Annotated in this window: 25 protein-coding genes; 14 read left to right on the forward strand and 11 right to left on the reverse strand. The window is 32.7% G+C overall.

The genetic code is table 11. The features are described from left to right. Window positions 1-37: 37 nt before the first annotated feature. From GBO31_RS07095 to thiH, 5 genes are read left to right on the forward strand one after another with little or no spacing between them, the layout of a single operon-like run. Window positions 38-406 carry a four helix bundle protein gene (locus GBO31_RS07095; protein ID WP_219007636.1) on the forward strand — a complete coding sequence of 123 codons (369 nt, stop codon included), beginning with the start codon at window positions 38-40 and terminating at the stop codon, window positions 404-406. 5 nt (window positions 407-411) lie between these two features. After that, entirely contained in the window at window positions 412-1,056 is a 645-nt protein-coding gene (locus tag GBO31_RS07100; RefSeq protein WP_219007637.1) for a thiamine phosphate synthase, read from the forward strand. 3 nt (window positions 1,057-1,059) lie between these two features. Further along, the gene (locus GBO31_RS07105; protein ID WP_219007638.1) at window positions 1,060-1,836 is read left to right on the forward strand and encodes a thiazole synthase; all 777 of its coding nucleotides are present in this window, start codon (window positions 1,060-1,062) and stop codon (window positions 1,834-1,836) included. A 57-nt stretch (window positions 1,837-1,893) separates the two neighbouring features. Further along, entirely contained in the window at window positions 1,894-2,250 is a 357-nt protein-coding gene (locus tag GBO31_RS07110; protein ID WP_219007639.1) for a four helix bundle protein, read from the forward strand. A 26-nt stretch (window positions 2,251-2,276) separates the two neighbouring features. Continuing rightward, window positions 2,277-3,392, forward strand: coding sequence for a 2-iminoacetate synthase ThiH (gene thiH / locus GBO31_RS07115; protein WP_219007640.1), 1,116 nt, complete (start codon window positions 2,277-2,279; stop codon window positions 3,390-3,392). Between the two features lie 10 nt (window positions 3,393-3,402). Here thiH and GBO31_RS07120 read toward each other — a convergent pair whose 3' ends face one another. Beyond that, window positions 3,403-4,014: a hypothetical protein gene (locus GBO31_RS07120; RefSeq protein ID WP_219007641.1), complete on the reverse strand. Its 612-nt coding sequence runs from the start codon at window positions 4,012-4,014 to the stop codon at window positions 3,403-3,405. Window positions 4,015-4,147: 133 nt separating this feature from the next. Between GBO31_RS07120 and moeB the strand changes: the two genes are divergently transcribed. After that, complete coding sequence (gene moeB, locus GBO31_RS07125) at window positions 4,148-5,215, forward strand: molybdopterin-synthase adenylyltransferase MoeB (protein WP_219007642.1); 1,068 nt, start codon at window positions 4,148-4,150, stop codon at window positions 5,213-5,215. On the opposite strand, the gene GBO31_RS07130 is transcribed toward moeB, so the two are convergent. Next, window positions 5,208-5,642: a hypothetical protein gene (locus GBO31_RS07130; RefSeq protein ID WP_219007643.1), complete on the reverse strand. Its 435-nt coding sequence runs from the start codon at window positions 5,640-5,642 to the stop codon at window positions 5,208-5,210. The genes moeB and GBO31_RS07130 overlap by 8 nt on opposite strands. 132 nt (window positions 5,643-5,774) lie before the next feature. Here GBO31_RS07130 and greA point away from each other — a divergent pair, with 132 nt between their 5' ends. The 3 genes from greA (at window position 5,775) to GBO31_RS07145 (ending at window position 7,180) form a co-directional block, all read left to right on the forward strand. After that, window positions 5,775-6,251, forward strand: a complete 477-nt coding sequence (gene greA, locus GBO31_RS07135; protein ID WP_219007644.1) for a transcription elongation factor GreA — start codon at window positions 5,775-5,777, stop codon at window positions 6,249-6,251. A gap of 121 nt (window positions 6,252-6,372) precedes the next feature. Then, window positions 6,373-6,762, forward strand: coding sequence for an HIT family protein (locus GBO31_RS07140; RefSeq protein ID WP_219007645.1), 390 nt, complete (start codon window positions 6,373-6,375; stop codon window positions 6,760-6,762). A 1-nt stretch (window position 6,763) separates the two neighbouring features. Beyond that, entirely contained in the window at window positions 6,764-7,180 is a 417-nt protein-coding gene (locus tag GBO31_RS07145; RefSeq protein WP_219007646.1) for an acyl-CoA thioesterase, read from the forward strand. A gap of 7 nt (window positions 7,181-7,187) precedes the next feature. Here GBO31_RS07145 and GBO31_RS07150 read toward each other — a convergent pair whose 3' ends face one another. Both GBO31_RS07150 and GBO31_RS07155 read right to left on the reverse strand, forming a co-directional pair. After that, entirely contained in the window at window positions 7,188-7,550 is a 363-nt protein-coding gene (locus tag GBO31_RS07150) for a hypothetical protein (RefSeq protein WP_219007647.1), read from the reverse strand. Window positions 7,551-7,587: 37 nt separating this feature from the next. Beyond that, on the reverse strand, window positions 7,588-8,805 hold the full coding sequence (locus GBO31_RS07155) for a sensor histidine kinase (protein ID WP_219007648.1): 1,218 nt from the start codon (window positions 8,803-8,805) through the stop codon (window positions 7,588-7,590). A 133-nt stretch (window positions 8,806-8,938) separates the two neighbouring features. Between GBO31_RS07155 and GBO31_RS07160 the strand changes: the two genes are divergently transcribed. From GBO31_RS07160 to upp, 4 genes are all read left to right on the forward strand, one after another. Then, window positions 8,939-9,814: a flavin reductase family protein gene (locus GBO31_RS07160; protein WP_219007649.1), complete on the forward strand. Its 876-nt coding sequence runs from the start codon at window positions 8,939-8,941 to the stop codon at window positions 9,812-9,814. A gap of 8 nt (window positions 9,815-9,822) precedes the next feature. Then, on the forward strand, window positions 9,823-10,197 hold the full coding sequence (locus tag GBO31_RS07165) for a DUF3127 domain-containing protein (protein ID WP_219007650.1): 375 nt from the start codon (window positions 9,823-9,825) through the stop codon (window positions 10,195-10,197). 234 nt (window positions 10,198-10,431) lie between these two features. Next, window positions 10,432-11,070: a leucyl/phenylalanyl-tRNA--protein transferase gene (aat, locus tag GBO31_RS07170; RefSeq protein ID WP_219007688.1), complete on the forward strand. Its 639-nt coding sequence runs from the start codon at window positions 10,432-10,434 to the stop codon at window positions 11,068-11,070. A gap of 26 nt (window positions 11,071-11,096) precedes the next feature. Continuing rightward, window positions 11,097-11,750 (forward strand): uracil phosphoribosyltransferase, encoded by a 654-nt coding sequence (upp, locus tag GBO31_RS07175; RefSeq protein ID WP_219007651.1) that lies wholly within the window; start codon window positions 11,097-11,099, stop codon window positions 11,748-11,750. Window positions 11,751-11,752: 2 nt separating this feature from the next. Here upp and GBO31_RS07180 read toward each other — a convergent pair whose 3' ends face one another. Then, a complete protein-coding gene (locus tag GBO31_RS07180; protein ID WP_219007652.1) occupies window positions 11,753-12,316 on the reverse strand; it encodes a DNA-3-methyladenine glycosylase I in 564 nt (187 codons plus the stop codon). Window positions 12,317-12,488: 172 nt separating this feature from the next. Here GBO31_RS07180 and GBO31_RS07185 point away from each other — a divergent pair, with 172 nt between their 5' ends. Continuing rightward, entirely contained in the window at window positions 12,489-13,100 is a 612-nt protein-coding gene (locus tag GBO31_RS07185; RefSeq protein ID WP_219007653.1) for a thioredoxin family protein, read from the forward strand. Window positions 13,101-13,105: 5 nt separating this feature from the next. On the opposite strand, the gene GBO31_RS07190 is transcribed toward GBO31_RS07185, so the two are convergent. The 6 genes from GBO31_RS07190 to GBO31_RS07215 all read right to left on the reverse strand — a co-directional run bounded on the left by GBO31_RS07190 (window position 13,106) and on the right by GBO31_RS07215 (window position 17,041). Next, window positions 13,106-13,816 carry an energy transducer TonB family protein gene (locus GBO31_RS07190; RefSeq protein WP_219007654.1) on the reverse strand — a complete coding sequence of 237 codons (711 nt, stop codon included), beginning with the start codon at window positions 13,814-13,816 and terminating at the stop codon, window positions 13,106-13,108. Window positions 13,817-13,849: 33 nt separating this feature from the next. After that, window positions 13,850-14,557 carry a tRNA pseudouridine(55) synthase TruB gene (truB, locus tag GBO31_RS07195; RefSeq protein ID WP_219007655.1) on the reverse strand — a complete coding sequence of 236 codons (708 nt, stop codon included), beginning with the start codon at window positions 14,555-14,557 and terminating at the stop codon, window positions 13,850-13,852. A gap of 9 nt (window positions 14,558-14,566) precedes the next feature. Beyond that, window positions 14,567-15,361 (reverse strand): undecaprenyl-diphosphate phosphatase, encoded by a 795-nt coding sequence (locus GBO31_RS07200; protein WP_219007656.1) that lies wholly within the window; start codon window positions 15,359-15,361, stop codon window positions 14,567-14,569. A gap of 59 nt (window positions 15,362-15,420) precedes the next feature. Further along, window positions 15,421-15,687 (reverse strand): DUF3098 domain-containing protein, encoded by a 267-nt coding sequence (locus GBO31_RS07205; RefSeq protein WP_219007657.1) that lies wholly within the window; start codon window positions 15,685-15,687, stop codon window positions 15,421-15,423. Window positions 15,688-15,757: 70 nt separating this feature from the next. Then, entirely contained in the window at window positions 15,758-16,147 is a 390-nt protein-coding gene (locus GBO31_RS07210) for a hypothetical protein (protein WP_219007658.1), read from the reverse strand. A 15-nt stretch (window positions 16,148-16,162) separates the two neighbouring features. After that, complete coding sequence (locus tag GBO31_RS07215) at window positions 16,163-17,041, reverse strand: cell division protein FtsX (protein ID WP_219007659.1); 879 nt, start codon at window positions 17,039-17,041, stop codon at window positions 16,163-16,165. Window positions 17,042-17,183 lie beyond the last annotated feature (142 nt).

The raw sequence follows: 17,183 nt of genomic DNA on the forward strand, positions 1-17,183 counted from the left end.
AAATTAAGAGAAGTTAAGAAGATAGAAATTAAGTAAAATGGAAAAGTCAACATCATTTGAGAGTCTTATTGTGTGGCAAAAAGCACATCAATTTGTCTTAAGAGTATATAAGTTGACAGAAGGTTTTCCCAAATCCGAAGTATATGGCCTTTCTAATCAATTTAGAAGAGCTTCGGTTTCTATTGCTGCTAACATAGCAGAAGGTTATAAAAAGAAAGGGGTGAAAGACAAGCTTAGATTTTTCAATATTGCTCAAGGCTCATTGGAAGAATGTAGATATTATATAATTCTTACTAAAGATTTGAAATATGCACAAGATGTTAGTAATGAAACTAATTTAATTATTGAAGTCAGTAAATTGTTGAATAGCTATTGTAAAGCTATTCTTAACTCCATAACTACTTAATTCTTATGATAACTAATTTACAATATATATCGCAAGGAAATTCTCCGCAAGAACATTTACAACATATTGGAGAAGTCTGCGAAGCTGGAGTTAGATGGGTGCAATTACGTCTTAAAAATGTAGATGCCGCAACTATTTTAAATACAGCATTGAAATGCAGAGAAATCTGCGACCAGTATGGAGCTATCATGATCGTAAATGATAGTGTTAGTATAGCGCAAGCGTCGCAGGCAGATGGAGTGCATTTAGGATTGAAAGATATGAACCCTAAAGATGCTAGAGAAATTTTAGGAGATAATTATATCATTGGTGGAACAGCAAATACTTTACAGGATTGTATACAACATAGTAATGATGGTGTAGATTACATTGGGCTTGGACCTTTTAGGTATACTACAACAAAAGAAAAATTAAGTCCTATTCTAGGGCTAGAAGGATATCGGTCTATTATTTCAGAATTAAGAGTTCAAGAAATAGAAATACCTATTGTGGCAATTGGTGGTATTGTAGAAGATGATATTGCCGGCATTATCGAAACCGGTATTTCTGGAATTGCAGTTTCTGGAATGCTAACTGATCAAGAGCAATTAGAAGAAAAAATACAACATATAAAAGTGCTAGTGGCTAATAAGCTGGAAGCAAAAGGTTAGAAAATGGATACATTAAAAATTGCAGATAAAGAATTTTCATCTAGATTATTCACGGGTACCGGAAAATTTAGCTCATCTGATCTAATGAGGGAATCGTTATTGGTTTCAGAAAGCGAATTGATTACCGTAGCTCTTAAAAGAGTAGATGTTCAAAACGATGAAGATGATATTTTAAGTCATTTGGATCATCCTAGAATTAATTTATTACCGAATACTTCGGGAGTTAGAGATGCGAAAGAAGCTATTTTTGCGGCGCAATTGGCAAGAGAAGCTTTGGAAACAAACTGGATTAAATTGGAGATTCATCCTGATCCAAAGTATTTACTACCAGATCCAATCGAAACGTTAAAAGCAGCTGAAGAACTTGTGAAATTAGGATTTGTGGTGATGCCATATATTCATGCTGATCCAGTTTTGTGTAAGAGATTAGAAGAGGTAGGAACACAATGCGTAATGCCATTGGGAGCTCCAATAGGAAGTAACAAGGGTTTAAAAACGTTTGATTTTTTGGAAATAATCATTGATCAAAGCAATGTGCCGGTAATCGTAGATGCTGGTATTGGTAGTCCATCTCACGCATCTTTTGCTATGGAAATTGGTGCAGATGCGGTACTGGTAAATACAGCAATTGCAGTTTCCCAAGATCCTGTAGCTATGGCAAATGCTTTTAGGATGGCTGTCGAAGCAGGGCGATTAGCTTATAATGCAAAAWTAGCTCCTGTTAAAAAACATGCAGAAGCAAGTAGCCCATTAACAAGTTTTCTTTCAGAAAGTAATTAGCTGTTTAGCCTTAAGCTGTTAGCATTAATCTATTTTTAATTATATTAAAATTAAAGAATGAGGAATTTTAGAAATTATCAAGTATGGAAAAAAGCACATCAATTTTCTATTGATATTTATAAGGTTACTAAACAATTTCCCAAAGAGGAAATGTTTGGTTTAATTTCTCAATTAAGAAGAGCAGCTCTTTCTGTACCAACTAATATTGTAGAAGGAACAGGACGATATTCAGAAAAGGAGTTTGCAAATTTTCTAAATATAGCGGCAGGCTCAGCTGCCGAAGTTGAATATTTGATAGAATTTTCAAAGGATATAGGATACATAGAGGAAGAGCAATTCAAAATTTTAAATATTACAATTGTTGAGATAAGAAAAATGTTAAACGTTCTACATTCAAAAGTAAAAGTTAGCTAAGAGCTAATTGCAAAAAGCGAACAGCCATGAACACATCTTTCAAAAACATATTCGACAAGTTTGATTGGAACAACGTACTTTCTGATATTTTACAAAAAAATGAGCAGGATGTTCAACATGCATTGTATAATTCCAAAAGAACTATCGAGGATTTTAAAGCCTTAATTTCGCCTGCAGCTAAACCATTTTTAGAACAAATGGCGCAGTTAAGTTATCAGCTTACTAAGAAACGATTTGGAAATACAATACAGATGTATGCGCCAATGTATCTTAGTAATGAATGCCAAAATATCTGTACCTATTGTGGTTTTAGTATGACCAACAAAATTCCTAGAAGAACATTAACAGATGATGAAATACTTAAGGAAGTAACATATCTAAAATCTAAAGGGTATGATCATATTTTATTGGTTACTGGAGAAGCTAATAGAACTGTAGGAGTGTCCTATATAGATAATGCAATACGATTAATTCAGTCGAAATTTGCTAATATCACGATAGAAGTACAACCACTCGATCAAGAGGACTACGAATTACTTATAGATAGTGGTTTATATGCTGTTTTGGTGTATCAAGAGACGTATCATAAAGATGAGTATAAAAAACACCATCCAAAGGGGAGAAAGTCGAATTTTGACTATAGATTAGAAACTCCAGATCGATTAGGGCGTGCAGGAATTCACAAAATAGGACTAGGAGCATTATTTGGTCTAGAAGATTGGAGAGTGGATAGTTTTTTTACCGCTTTACATCTTCAATATCTTCAAAAAACGTATTGGAAAACAAAATATTCCATATCATTTCCTAGATTAAGACCTCATAGTGGAGGACTGGAGCCAAAAGTAGAAATGACTGATTCGGATTTAGTTCAATTGATATGCGCATTTCGATTATTGGATGAAGATGTGGAATTATCTATGTCCACTCGCGAAAGTGAAGTTTTTAGAGAAAACATCGTGAATCTTGGTATTACTTCTATAAGTGCAGAATCCAAAACAAATCCTGGAGGATATGCTGTAGAACCTCAATCTTTAGAACAGTTCGAAATATCAGATGAACGCTCTACCGAGGAAGTAGTATCTATGTTAAAGTCTAAAGGTTTAGAAGTGGTTTGGAAAGATTGGGCGCATAATTGGCAATAGTACGTTTTATTTAATCCTCAAAAGTAGCTGTATTAGAAGAACAAGTTTCAGGTTGAGAATAGGTAATCTCCTTAGTAATTCCATCAAAACCAATTCGTTCTACACTCCAAAATTCGTCAAATACAGATTTATAGCAAACGTTAATTTTTATTGTGCCAGCTTTTTTTCTTATGATATCTGCTAATCCTGGATTTTCCGACCAATCAATAAACCTGATTTTTTCATTGGGAGAAATCACCTTGTTACTAATAGAAGAATTGTTGTATCCAATTTCTAGTAAGGAATCATTAATTTGTAGTTTCTTATGAAACTCCTCCCAATTATGCACTAAAGTGTCATTATAAATAATAGAAACATTTTGAATAATTGCTGGACCAATACCCTTATTATGGAGCGCAAAAGAAAAAATTTTATTCAAATCATTGTTGCCACTGCTGTTATAAGAATAAGAAAGATCTAGGTAAGGCCAGGCGTTTGCTTTAGTTTGTTGTAAAAGGATTTTAGTTTGTTCACTCATAATCGAAGCCTGACGCATATATACAAAAAGTGCTGAAAAACTAGCAATTAGAACACCAACCGCAATGATTAGATTAGGATCAATTTGTTTATTAAATAATTTCATAAAAGTAAATTAGGAATCTATATTGAGGTTTATTAGATAATATTTATATACCACAAGTAAAACAATATTTTTTAGAATTAAAACTCTTTATTAATTGCTTAATTTTACCATAAAATTGCAAGTTTGATGTAATATGATGCTTACTAAAGAAGAGAATATTCAATATAGTCGCCATATTTTATTAGATGAGATCGGTATTGAAGGGCAAGAAAAATTAAAATCTGCCAAGGTTTTGGTAATTGGAGCAGGTGGATTAGGATGTCCAATTTTACAGTACCTAACTGCTGCGGGAATAGGAACAATTGGAATTATTGATAATGATGTAGTAGATCAAACAAATTTACAAAGACAAATTCTGTATACTATAGATGATGTTGGAAAATCAAAGGCTAGAGTAGCTTCAGAACGATTATCTGGTTTAAATCCTTTTGTCTTTTTTAAGGTATATGAAGAAGTATTAGATAAGGACAATGCTGTAGAACTATTCTCAGCATATGATATTATAGTTGATGGAAGTGATAATTTTCCAACAAGATATTTAGTCAATGATGCCTGTGTAATAGCAGATAAACCACTAGTATTTGGATCTATTTTTAAGTTTCAAGGACAAGTTTCTGTGTTAAATTATCAAGATGGACCAACATATCGTTGTTTATTTCCAACTCCTCCAGCTCCTGGAGCGGTGCCTAACTGTTCGGATATAGGAGTTTTAGGAGTACTTCCTGGCATTATCGGAAGTCTTCAAGCCAATGAAGTTGTTAAGATGATTACCGGAATTGGAGAAGTATTGAAAGGGAAATTACTTTATTTTGATACGCTAACCATGCAACAACAGGTCATTGCATTTAAGAAAAATCATGACATCGAAATAGACCAACTAGAAGAGGATTACGACTTCTTTTGCGGAATAAGTTCTGATACTATTCAGKAAATTTCTGCTTCTGAATTAAAGCAGCATTTAGAAAACTATCAAATTTTAGATGTTAGATCTTCTGCCGAGTTTGATCATTTTAATATTGGTGGTACGCATATTCCTTTAGAAAACATTTTGGATCGCACAATGGAGTTGAACAACAGCAAACCAATAGTGGTTTGTTGTCAGTCTGGTGTTCGTAGCAAAAGAGCTATACAGATTATTCAAGAACAAAGGAATGATCTAGAACTTATTAATCTTAGCAATGGATTAGCTACTTTTAATTAGAAATTACCAAAATATTCCCTTCCCTTCTGATCTGGTATCTTAAGAGAGGAAACCCTCCTTCACCTTCTAATTGTTGACCATTAATAATTTCATAGGCGTTATCATTACCACAATTAGATTCAGCTCTAATACCATTTATGCTCAGTGCTGAGCAGTCACTTGGAGGAATATTAGGATCACTGAGTTCAAAAGCAGAATATAAAGTATTATCCACATTATATATAATAACTCCTTGAATACCTACTCCTTCAATCCTAATGACTTCAGAATTTCCTGGGAATTTAAGGTCATTAAACTGTGGCAAATCTAAATTTACCGTATGATTAAAACTAATTGAAGGAAGATTGGGATTATTTGAACGATTGTCATCACTACTACAAGAAATGATACAAAGCGAAATGGATAATATGAAGAGTATTTTTTTCATTTGTTCCAATAGGGATTTTTTAAACCACCAAATTAATCAAAAATGTGATTCGGTATTATTTTTTCTTATATTTGTTTAAAGATAAAGTCCCATAACTATGGGATTTTTTGTATTTATATAAACGATGAAGTTATGAGCAAAGTATCTTATTACACTGCAGAAGGGCTAAAAAAGTTAAGAGACGAGTTAAATAACCTTAAAGATATAGAAAGACCTAAAGCATCACAGGCAATTGCAGAAGCACGTGATAAAGGAGATTTAAGTGAAAATGCAGAATATGACGCTGCAAAAGAAGCGCAAGGGTTATTAGAAATGAGAATTTCTAAGCTAGAAGAAACATTATCTGGAGCTCGTCTTATAGATGAATCACAATTAGATACATCAAAAGTACTAATACATTCTACCGTAAAGATTAAGAATCAAACGAATGGAGCCCAAATGACATATAAATTGGTAGCACAAAGTGAGGCAGATCTTAAAACAGGAAAAATCTCAGTAGATTCACCAATAGGGAAAGGTCTTTTAGGTAAAAGTGTTGGTGAAGTTGCCGAAATTCAAGTTCCCAATGGAATTATGAAATTTGACGTTGTAGAAATCACTAGAGAATAGAAGATATTATCAATTACGAAAAACCTTTCTTAAAAAATTGAGAAAGGTTTTTTTATAACCTTTATTTTCATAGAAATGTTCTATATTTCGTAACAATAAACCAACCAAAATTTTTAAACGAATGTCTACCCTGTTCACGAAAATAGTTGCTGGCGAAATACCCTCTTATAAAGTCGCCGAAGATGAGAACTTTTATGCGTTTTTGGATATCAATCCTAATGCTAAAGGGCATACTTTATGTATTCCAAAAAAAGAAGAAGATAAAATATTCGATCTTGATGAGGAAACCTATATAGAGCTAATGCGTTTTTCTCGTAAAGTAGCAAAAGCAATAGAAAAAACAGTACCCTGCTTAAGAGTTGGAGTTGCGGTAGTTGGTTTAGAAGTACCGCATGTTCATGTGCATTTAATACCTCTTAATGATATGAGAGAAATGACATTTCAACATAAGGTATCAATGACCAAAGATGAATTTGAGCAATTAGCCGAAAAGATTCAATCTAATTTATAAAATGAACACCTCTTCAGAGTTTAAACTTTCACTACAACTTCGAATTGATTGGAGTGAAATGGATACCTATCAACACGTAAATAATGTGAATTTCATGAAGTATATGCAGAGTGCACGTGTTCAGTTTTGGGAGGTGTCTGGTTTGGCAAAAATGCATTCAGAAACAAAAAAAGGTCCAATGCTTGTTTCTACAAAATGCGATTTCAAAAACCCGTTATTTTTTCCAGGGAATGTATTGATAAAAACAAAGGTTGCATATATTAAAAATTCAAGCTTTGGATTGTATCATGAGCTTTATAATAATGAAGATGTTTTATGCGCTATAGGTAATGATGTGGCTGTATGTTTTGATTTTAATATAGACAAAACTTTTACAATTCCTGATGACCTACGTGTGGTGATGAGTGGATATTTATAGAGATTATTTATACCGTAAAATATTCAGGGAAAGATATGTATGTGTAAATAATTGATGCACAAATAACTATAGCCAAAAACAATAGCAGATAAAATAATTTTGTAAATCTAATCCCAGCTGATTTTTTATCTATTGTTTTTTTATGATACTCATATACTCTCTCAATATCATCGGTCCATCGACCAGGATAAATATTTGTTCCGCATTTTTGGCAATCCATACTTTCTATAACTTCTTTTTCTGTTTTAATGTAAAATTTAGAAAGTACCTTTTTTTGTTTAAAAGAAAGTTGTAAACTTTTTGTAGCGTAACATTCAGGGCAATTGTTGTTTAGAATGGCGTTTTTTAAAATGATATACTCGGTTTTCACGTTGCATTTATTTTAAAAGATAACGCATAGAAAAACATTATGTTATACTAGAAGCATCATATTTGCTTAAGGTAATTTGAAAAGTTGTACCCTTACCTATTTCAGATCTTAGCACACGAATTTTTCCCGAATGATACTCTTCAATGATTCTTTTTGCTAAAGAAAGCCCGAGTCCCCATCCTCTAGTTTTGGAAGTATAACCAGGTTCAAAAATCTTAGTAAACTTACTTTTAGGGATTCCTTTTCCAGTATCGGTAATTCTAATATACACACGTTTACTGTCTTGAGAAAGATCAATATTCAAATCTCCTTTTCCACGCATGGCATCGATTGCATTTTTGACTAGATTTTCAATTGTCCAACTATATAATTGTGAATTTAGAAGCACAGGAATCGATTCATCATCTGGTATGTTTATAGAGAAATTAATCAGTTTCGAACTTCTGCTCTGCAGATATATATATGCTTCACTGGTTTCTTTAACAATGTCTGCTTCCTCCAGATTAGGTATAGAACCTATTTTAGAAAAACGTTCGGTAATAACTTTCAATCTCGAAATATCCTTTTCTATTTCTACGATGTATTCTGGATTTACTTGTTCCACTTTTAAAATTTCATTCCATCCAACTAATGAAGAAAGTGGTGTTCCAATCTGATGAGCAGTTTCTTTTGCCATACCTGCCCATAGCTTATTTTGTTCACTTGCTTTAGAGGTGGTGAAAAAGAAATAAATAACTCCTATTAACAGAAAGATAATTAATGCAATTGCTATTGGGTAGTATCTTAATTTATTTAGAATAGAAGAGTTTCCATAATATACATATTGTACGGTGTCTTTAAGATCCAAAACTATGGGTTCATTTTCGGATTTCATGTTTTCCAAATATTCTATTAATTCAGTTTCAGAAATATCTTCAGATAAATTTAGTGTTGTGCCCTGAATGTCAATATTACCATTTGAATCCTTTATAAGGTTGCCTTCGGCATTAGTAATAATTGTTGGAATTGTATTGTTAGTGCGATTAATTAGATTTGATAATTCGAGATAATCATCGAGACTAAGATTGTCAGATCCGTCGATTCCTGAGCTGCTCAAAGCTTTAAAAGATTGCGCCCAAACCTGCATCTTAATATTTTCATCCTTTTTTAATCGCTGTAGAAATAAGGAAGTGTTCCATAATACAAGACCTGTAATTACAAGAACTGCAAATATTATAAAGTAACTAGCTAAATTACGTTCGTCAGAAAAGTTCATAAAAAGTGTATTGCAAGTCCTAAATATAAACGTTTTTATACGATTTTATTGTTTTATACCAAGGTAAGTAAAACCAAATAAATGAGCTTTAATCGAGTTAAAGTTTAATTATCTTTGTGTAATAGATTTATATATGATACAAATTGATCCTTTAGAAGTTTCCACAGGAAAATTACACGGAATGATGCTTGGCGCTATTGGTCCAAGACCGATAGCTTTTGCAAGTACTATAGATAAGGATGGGAATTCCAACCTTTCTCCATTTAGTTTTTTTAATGTATTCAGTGCGAATCCGCCGATACTAATTTTTTCTCCTGCACGAAGAGTAAGAGACAACTCTACCAAGCATACCTTAGAAAACGTATTAGCAACTAAGGAAGTGGTGATTAATATTGTGAATTATGATATTGTTCAGCAAATGTCATTATCGAGCACTGAGTATCCAGAAGGGGTGAACGAGTTTGAGAAAGCTGGTTTGACAATGTTACCTTCAGAAAAGATACAATCATTTAGAGTGGCAGAAGCTCCCGTTCAGTTCGAATGTAAAGTAAATGAGGTAATAGCATTAGGAGATCATGGAGGAGCAGGCAATCTAGTTATTTGTGAAGTTTTGCTGATGCATGTGAAAGAAGAGATACTAGATGAGAATGGTAAAATTGACCAGTATAAGATAGATCAGGTAGCACGTATGGGTGGTAATTGGTATTCAAGAGCTAATATGGGCATGTTTGAAGTGCCAAAACCTTTAAGCACAATCGGAATAGGGATTGATTTATTACCTAATCATATTAAAAATAGTAGTGTTTTTACAGGAAATGATTTGGGAAAACTTGGTAATGTAGAAAGCATCCCTGAAATGAACAAAGCAAAAGATTTTGTTAATAACAATAGTGATATTAAGGATAAAATTCGGGATGCTAACCTAATAGAAATTCATAAATTTGCACAGCAGTATTTGAATAAAGATGATATTCAGACTGCATGGAATATTTTAGCAGCAATACAATAATTAAACACATGGAAGTACAAGGTAAAGTAAAGATGGTCGGTGAAACACAAACGTTTGGAAGCAATGGTTTCAGAAAGCGTGAGATAGTGGTGACTACAGATGAGCAATATCCTCAACATATAATGGTTGAGTTTATTCAAGATAAATGTGATTTATTAAATAACTTTCAGATAGGTCAGGATGTAAAAATAAGTATCAATTTACGTGGTCGTGAATGGGTAAATCCTCAGGGAGAAACTAAATATTTCAATTCTATCCAAGGATGGAGAATTGAAAATTTACAAGCAGCAGCTCCTTCAGCTCCAGCACCAATGCCACCTGCTGATGCGTTTGAACCTGCTACCGATTTTAAAGAAGAAGATCACGACGATCTACCATTTTAAGCATAATTTGTTGCAAATAGTAACAGCAACTTGTTGAAATAGAAAGCAAAAAGTCCGATACATTAGTGTCGGACTTTTCATATTGTGGTTTTAGGTTAACCTTTTAATAAAACTCAAAAAAGCAATGATGAACAAAATTTATCTTAAAAGGTCTTAACAAATATTGTGATTTTTTTGGTCAATTCAAACAACTAATTGATATTTAACGTTGTAGAAACCTTAGCCTATTTAGATTTGTATATACTTAATAATTCCATTGCTTTTCCACCTGTATCCAACGCTAATGAAGATGGTTTGCTAGCTATTGGCGGAGATCTATCGATACCTAGATTGTTAAATGCATATTCTAATGGAATTTTTCCTTGGTATGATGAAGATCAACCTATTTTATGGTTTAGTCCAGATCCCAGAATGGTACTTTTTCYTGATGATATAAGGATTAGTAAAAGTATGAAACAACTATTTAGAAGAAATACTTTTACAGTCACCTTTAATAAGGATTTTAATAATGTTATTGAAAATTGTGCGACCATAAATCGAGTAGATCAGTTAGGAACTTGGATTACTTCTGATATGAAAAAGGCGTATACAGCACTTCATGAAATGGGATACGTAACTTCAGTTGAGGTTTGGAAAGATTCAGAATTGGTTGGAGGTCTGTATGGAGTGTGGTTAAAAGATAAAAAAGTATTTTGCGGAGAAAGTATGTTTTCTAAAGTAAGTAATGCCTCTAAATATGGGTTTATTAAACTAGTAGAATTCTTGCAACAAAATGAAGTGAAACTAATCGATTGTCAAGTGCATACAAATCATTTAGAAAGTCTAGGAGCAAAAGAAATCCCCAGAGATGATTTTATAAAATTTTTGAAGTAGATTTATAGGAGAAAATTTTCACTTATATGGTTATTCACAATCTTGAAACCCAAAATTCAGTTTTAAATCAATTTATTGCTGAAATAAGAGATGTTGCTATCCAAAAAGATGCCATGCGTTTTAGAAAGAATATAGAGCGGATAGGAGAAGTTTTAGGGTATGAACTTAGTAAAACATTAATATATTCAGATAAAGAAGTCCATACACCTTTAGGAATTAAGCAAATTTCAACTCCTCAAAATGATCTGGTGCTCTGTGCAATCTTAAGAGCAGGTTTGCCATTGCATCAAGGGCTTCTCAATTATTTTGATCAAGCGGAAAATGCTTTTATATCTGCTTATAGAGAACATAAAGAAAATAGTGATGATTTTGATGTAATCGTAAGTTACTTGGCTTCACCTTCAATAGAAAATAAAACTTTAGTGTTAGTAGATCCAATGTTGGCTACTGGAAAAACATTGGAGAATACTTTGAACGCTTTAAAAAATCATGGAATACCAAAACAAATTCATATTGTTTCGGTAATAGGGTCAAATCAAGGAGTGGAGTATATTAAAAATATATTTCCCGAAAACACACATCTCTGGATTGCTGCTATTGATGAAGAATTAAATTCTAAAGGGTATATAATTCCTGGTTTAGGAGATTCTGGAGATCTTTCTTATGGTGCTAAATTGTGATATTATACCTCATTGTATCTATAACAGTCCACTATGTGATCGTTTACTATTCCAATTGCTTGCATAAAAGCATAGACTACAGTTGATCCAACGAATTTAAAACCTCGTTTCTTTAAATCTTTACTGATTTTATCTGAAAGCGGTGTGTTTGCAGGACAATCTTTGTGATCTTTCCAGGCATTTTTAATAGGTTTCCCATCTACAAATCCCCATATATAAGCATCAAAACTTCCAAATTCTTCTTGGATTTTGATAAAATTCTGAGCATTGGTTATTGCCGAATTTACTTTTAGCTTATTTCGAATAATACCCGGATTTTGCAATAATTCTTCTTTTTTATTTTCATCATATTGCGCAACAAGTTGATAATCGAAATTATCAAAAGCAACTCTAAAATTATCTCGTTTCCTCAGAATAGTGATCCAACTTAATCCAGCCTGAAAAGTCTCTAGAACCAGAAATTCAAATAATAATCGTTCATCGTGTAAAGGAACACCCCATTCATTATCGTGATAAGATTCATACAACGGATCACCAATACACCAACCACATCGAGTTTTTCCCATGAAGTACATTTTAAAAATTTATTGTTTAAAAATACACTATTCCAGTTGATATTTTTGGATCACCTCATAAATGTTTTTTTTGAAATTGTACTTTTGATGCTTTAGTAAGAGTTGGATGATTTGTAAGTTTTAGAAATCTTTATCGTCTTAGTTTGTGAGATAAATAACAACTATGGAAACAACAACAATGACAATACATAATTTAATAGAACAAGGAATTGATAATTCATATTCCTATCAAGAATATAGAGATTTAGTAAGTGATTTGTTAGCTGACGGTAAGTCTACAGGTCATGAACAATCTGATGCCTTAACTAATTACAGTATGCTTAACGATCGTAGAATGAAACGATTGGATAAAACCTTAAAAATAGATGATAAAGTGAAAGATGCTTTCACAAATGCTAATACAGATATCACTTGGTTGGTATTAACAGAAGGTTGGTGTGGAGATGCAGCGCAATCATTACCTGTTATTAATAAGCTGGCGGAAATGAACGATGGAATTAAGTTAAGAATTATTTCCAGAGATGATAATGATGAGCTAATGAATAACTTTCTTACCAATGGAGGAAAATCTATTCCGAAGTTGATTGCTTATAATAAAGAGACTCAAGAAGTAGTAGATAGTTGGGGTCCAAGACCATCGGTAGCTACTAAAATGGTAAATGATTACAAAGAATTACATGGTAGCTTAGATCCACAGTTTAAACAAGATTTACAAGTTTGGTATAATAAGGATAAAGGAAATAATATTGCAGAGGATTTAGCAAAACTATTGTAAGTTATCTATCCTCCATAATTAAAGTAATATGTAATATAGCCCTTTTGCTCTTCTATCTCAGAAGAAGAGAATAATGCATCTCGTGCATACTCAATAGCATTTTCAAAAAGACATTCGTTTCGAGTAGAAGATCTTTTTTTATCAATCTTGGCATCGGTAACGTAGCCGTTCTGATTTACCTCGATTTTTACAACGACTTTCCCACTTCCATTACACGTATAAATTGGATTGGGAATGTCTTTTTTCTTTCTTCCTTTTAATGTAAAAGTTACAGAGCTATTTCTGTTATTAACTTCTTCAGAAATTGGTTTTACATCTTTTTTTGATTCCTCAACTTTCTCCTCGATAATTTCTTCATTTACGGTTTCCTGCCCTTCTACCATTTCTTCATTATCAGAAGTTTGTTCAGTGGCTTCTGGAGATTCAGTAAGAGATTTTAATCGTTGTTCGAAATCCTCAGAGTCTTCGAAATCTTCATTAAAAGCGTCGTGAGTTCTTTTAGAAGCGATTAATTCCCTATCTTCTTGTGGAGCTAGTTCTTCTTCAGGTTCTTCTTGTTTGGCAAGCTCTTCCATTAACTCTTCAGGAATTTCCATAAGAATTTCCGACTGCTCTTTCTTTTTATTCACCATGTTGATGTTGTAGAGTGTCATCACAAAAATTCCCATCAACATAGATGTGATAATTAGTGCCTTATGTTTTTCTATAAATTCCATTGGTATCTATAACTCCTTTTCTACTACAATATTTTATAGGGTTTCAATTTCTGCACCTAACTGATTTTCAAATATTTCAGGACTGACAGCATCAGCTACTGAGAAAGCTCCAATTTTGGTTCTTCTCAGTGCACTTAAATGACCTCCACTCTGTAATGCTTTTCCAAAATCATGTGCTAATGATCTTATATAAGTTCCTTTTCCGCAGACAACTCTAAAATCCACTTCCGGTAATGCTATTCGAGTGATTTCAAATTCTGAAATAGTAATTTTTCTTGCTGCTATGGCAACCTCTTCTCCTTCACGTGCATACTCATAAAGCCTTTTTCCATCTTTTTTTAACGCTGAAAAAACGGGTGGATATTGGTCAATTTCTCCAATAAATCCTGCTGTAGCTTTTAATACGCTCTCTTCTGAAATATGCTCTATTGAAAAAGTTTGGTCTATTTCTGTTTCTAGATCATAAGAAGGTGTGGTGGCACCTAATGTAATTGTTCCGGTATATTCTTTGGTTTGCCCCATGAATTCTTGTATTCGCTTAGTAAACTTACCCGTACAAATGATTAGCAATCCAGAAGCAAGAGGGTCTAAAGTACCGGCATGACCCACTTTAATTTTTTTAATCCCAAAGTTTTTGCGAATAAGCCAACGTAATTTATTAACAACCTGAAAGGATGTCCATTGAAGTGGTTTGTCGATCAGAACAATCTGGCCGTCTTTATAATCTTGTTCGGTTAGCATTACTGGGGACTATTTAATAAAACCAAAGATGATGGCTATGACACCAACAATAATACAATATAAGGCAAAATATGATAATTTACTCTTTTTTACTAAAGAAATCATCCATGTACAGGCAAAAAGCCCAGAAATAAAGGCAGCTAAAAATCCTAGAATTAATGGAAAACTGTTCTCTGAAGAGATATTTAAATCACCACTGAGCAAGTCTTTGGCAATCTTTCCAAAAATTAGTGGAATTACCATAAGAAAGGAAAACCTTGCTGCTTTCGTCTTGTCGTTACCCAGTAATACGGAAGTAGAAATGGTGGCGCCACTTCTAGAAATTCCCGGTAACATAGCAATGGCTTGAGCGATTCCAATAACAAAAGCGTTGGGTGTGCTTACTATTTTATTAGTGTCTTTAGCTTTATCTGCCAACCATAAAAGTACAGCAGTTATCAGAAGCATGAAACCAACGAACATGATGTTTCCTCCAAAAAGTTGTTCCAGTTGTTCTTCAAAGAATAAACCAATAAGAACAGCAGGAATCATAGAAACGATGATGCGTAAAGAAAACATAGTTTCTTCATTCTTTTTAAATTGAAAAAGACCCTTTAGAATCTGTAAAATATCTTTCCTAAATACAACGATAGTACTTAAGGCAGTTGCAAAATGCAAAACAACAGTAAAAAGCAGCGATTCTTCAGGTACACTTTGATCTCCAAGAATGGCTTTCCCTAATTCTAAATGACCACTGGAAGAAACTGGTAAAAATTCAGTAAGTCCTTGTATAACACCTAAAATAATAGCATCAATAGTTTCCATAAGGAACGTTTTGTAAAATTCGATGCAAATATATAACTACGATAAGATAAATCGTTTGTTTAGGCGGTTTTCTTCTTGTCAGGATTTAATAAAATAGCATATACTTCTATTCCAAATCCTATTAAAACAATCATTGGCGCTAAGCGAATTCTTCTAAAGTTATAGATGTCAGGATTGAAAACATTAGGGTCATCACTTCCTCCGCCTGCCATAAGAATAAATCCTAAAGCAATCACAGCAATACCAATTGCCATTACTACATAGTTTTTCTTTCCAAAAACGAAATCTGGTTTGTGTACGGTGTTATTATTGGATTGTTTGCTCATGAGTATTGTTATTAATTTTATTTGGAGTTTCTATTTTTATACATAGGCAAATAGAATTCACCAATTTAGACTATTCTTCTTCTTTAATTTCATTAAAAATTACGCGATCATCTACTAGTATTTTAGATATATGACCCATAATTTTATCACGTGTAAATATAGTCCATCTATGAATAGAATACAAAGTAACTTTTTTGCCCATTAATTCTTCTTGTAATTGTTGGATAGTTAAACCTTGTTGTAATCCACGATTGATATAGTAATAATGATGATCGTTTTGTAAAGTAATGGCGATATCAAAACCGCCTTTTTCTTCAATTTTGGTAACAACGCCAGTAATTTCTATAACATCATCAGGTTGTACGTTGCGGATCGGTTTAAACGTTTGAATGGCAATCCACATAAAAATGATAAACAATATAGATGATATGGAAAAGAAAATTCTTCCAGTCTTTTTCATGAGAACGTGTGATAATTAATAATATAATTCATCAGTTCGAAGATTCAGAAAACGCTGTGTAGCAAAGAAAGTGCTAATCCAGGTAATAAAAACTCCAATTCCGAAAACACCTCCAAATAAACCGATGAGTAAGATTTTGTCATTCAATAATCCGAGTTCAGGAAAGGCTTGGTCTAAATAATATAATACAACTCCTACTCCTATTAATGCAACAATTGCTCCGATCATACCTAGACGAATGCTCTTCCAAACAAAAGGTCTGCGAATGAATTTTTTCGTCGCACCTACCATTTGCATTGTTTTAATAATAAAACGTTTTGAGTATACGGATAAACGTATAGAACTATTGATAAGCAATACAGCAATAAATGTGAAAATCCCACTGATTAACAAGACCCAAAAACTTATTTTTTTAATATTATCATTTAGTAATGAGATTAAAGGTTTGTCATAGATTACTTCATCTACAAAATCTTTTTTGGTAATGCTTGTGGTTATTTCATCAATCTTTACTTGATCTACAAAATCGGCTTTAAGAAATACATCTATAGAATTTTGTAAAGGATTGTATCCTAAAAAATCCATGAAATTCTCACCGATATCCTTGCTATGTTCTTCTGCAGCTTCATCCTTAGAAATGTAGGTTGTAGATTTTGTATATTCTGCTAGTGCTAAGCTTTTCTCCATTTGTTTAATCTCTACCTCTTTTGCTGTATCTTTTAAATAAATGGTTAACGCAATTTTTTCTTTAAAATGATCTGCTACCTTTTTGGTATTCAACACTAAAAGACCTAATAGTCCCAATAAAAAAAGTACCAGAGAAATACTAATCACCACAGAGAAATAAGAGGATATAAGTCTGCGTTTCTGATATTTTTCAAAGGATGAGCTCATAAAGATTTGTTTTGCAGGTAAAAATAATAAAGTTAATCAGACTTTTGAATCTAAAAGGTACCTGATTTTGGAATTAATTAACCGAAAAAGGAATTCCTTAAGTATGATGTTTTAACTTACTTTATAAAAGTAACGTATCATT

The sequence above is a fragment of the Aquimarina litoralis genome (assembly GCF_019295435.1).
GTDB classification, from domain to species: Bacteria; Bacteroidota; Bacteroidia; order Flavobacteriales; family Flavobacteriaceae; genus Aquimarina; species Aquimarina litoralis_A.

Coding starts and splice junctions, on each gene's coding strand:
- GBO31_RS07095 (WP_219007636.1), top strand. CDS start 38: ATGGAAAAGTCAACATCATTTGAGAGTCTTATTGTGTGGCAAAAAGCA.
- GBO31_RS07100 (WP_219007637.1), top strand. CDS start 412: ATGATAACTAATTTACAATATATATCGCAAGGAAATTCTCCGCAAGAA.
- GBO31_RS07110 (WP_219007639.1), top strand. CDS start 1,894: ATGAGGAATTTTAGAAATTATCAAGTATGGAAAAAAGCACATCAATTT.
- thiH (WP_219007640.1), top strand. CDS start 2,277: ATGAACACATCTTTCAAAAACATATTCGACAAGTTTGATTGGAACAAC.
- GBO31_RS07120 (WP_219007641.1), bottom strand. CDS start 4,014: ATGAAATTATTTAATAAACAAATTGATCCTAATCTAATCATTGCGGTT.
- GBO31_RS07130 (WP_219007643.1), bottom strand. CDS start 5,642: ATGAAAAAAATACTCTTCATATTATCCATTTCGCTTTGTATCATTTCT.
- greA (WP_219007644.1), top strand. CDS start 5,775: ATGAGCAAAGTATCTTATTACACTGCAGAAGGGCTAAAAAAGTTAAGA.
- GBO31_RS07140 (WP_219007645.1), top strand. CDS start 6,373: ATGTCTACCCTGTTCACGAAAATAGTTGCTGGCGAAATACCCTCTTAT.
- GBO31_RS07145 (WP_219007646.1), top strand. CDS start 6,764: ATGAACACCTCTTCAGAGTTTAAACTTTCACTACAACTTCGAATTGAT.
- GBO31_RS07155 (WP_219007648.1), bottom strand. CDS start 8,805: ATGAACTTTTCTGACGAACGTAATTTAGCTAGTTACTTTATAATATTT.
- GBO31_RS07160 (WP_219007649.1), top strand. CDS start 8,939: ATGATACAAATTGATCCTTTAGAAGTTTCCACAGGAAAATTACACGGA.
- GBO31_RS07165 (WP_219007650.1), top strand. CDS start 9,823: ATGGAAGTACAAGGTAAAGTAAAGATGGTCGGTGAAACACAAACGTTT.
- upp (WP_219007651.1), top strand. CDS start 11,097: ATGGTTATTCACAATCTTGAAACCCAAAATTCAGTTTTAAATCAATTT.
- GBO31_RS07180 (WP_219007652.1), bottom strand. CDS start 12,316: ATGGGAAAAACTCGATGTGGTTGGTGTATTGGTGATCCGTTGTATGAA.
- GBO31_RS07185 (WP_219007653.1), top strand. CDS start 12,489: ATGGAAACAACAACAATGACAATACATAATTTAATAGAACAAGGAATT.
- GBO31_RS07190 (WP_219007654.1), bottom strand. CDS start 13,816: ATGGAATTTATAGAAAAACATAAGGCACTAATTATCACATCTATGTTG.
- truB (WP_219007655.1), bottom strand. CDS start 14,557: ATGCTAACCGAACAAGATTATAAAGACGGCCAGATTGTTCTGATCGAC.
- GBO31_RS07200 (WP_219007656.1), bottom strand. CDS start 15,361: ATGGAAACTATTGATGCTATTATTTTAGGTGTTATACAAGGACTTACT.
- GBO31_RS07205 (WP_219007657.1), bottom strand. CDS start 15,687: ATGAGCAAACAATCCAATAATAACACCGTACACAAACCAGATTTCGTT.
- GBO31_RS07210 (WP_219007658.1), bottom strand. CDS start 16,147: ATGAAAAAGACTGGAAGAATTTTCTTTTCCATATCATCTATATTGTTT.
- GBO31_RS07215 (WP_219007659.1), bottom strand. CDS start 17,041: ATGAGCTCATCCTTTGAAAAATATCAGAAACGCAGACTTATATCCTCT.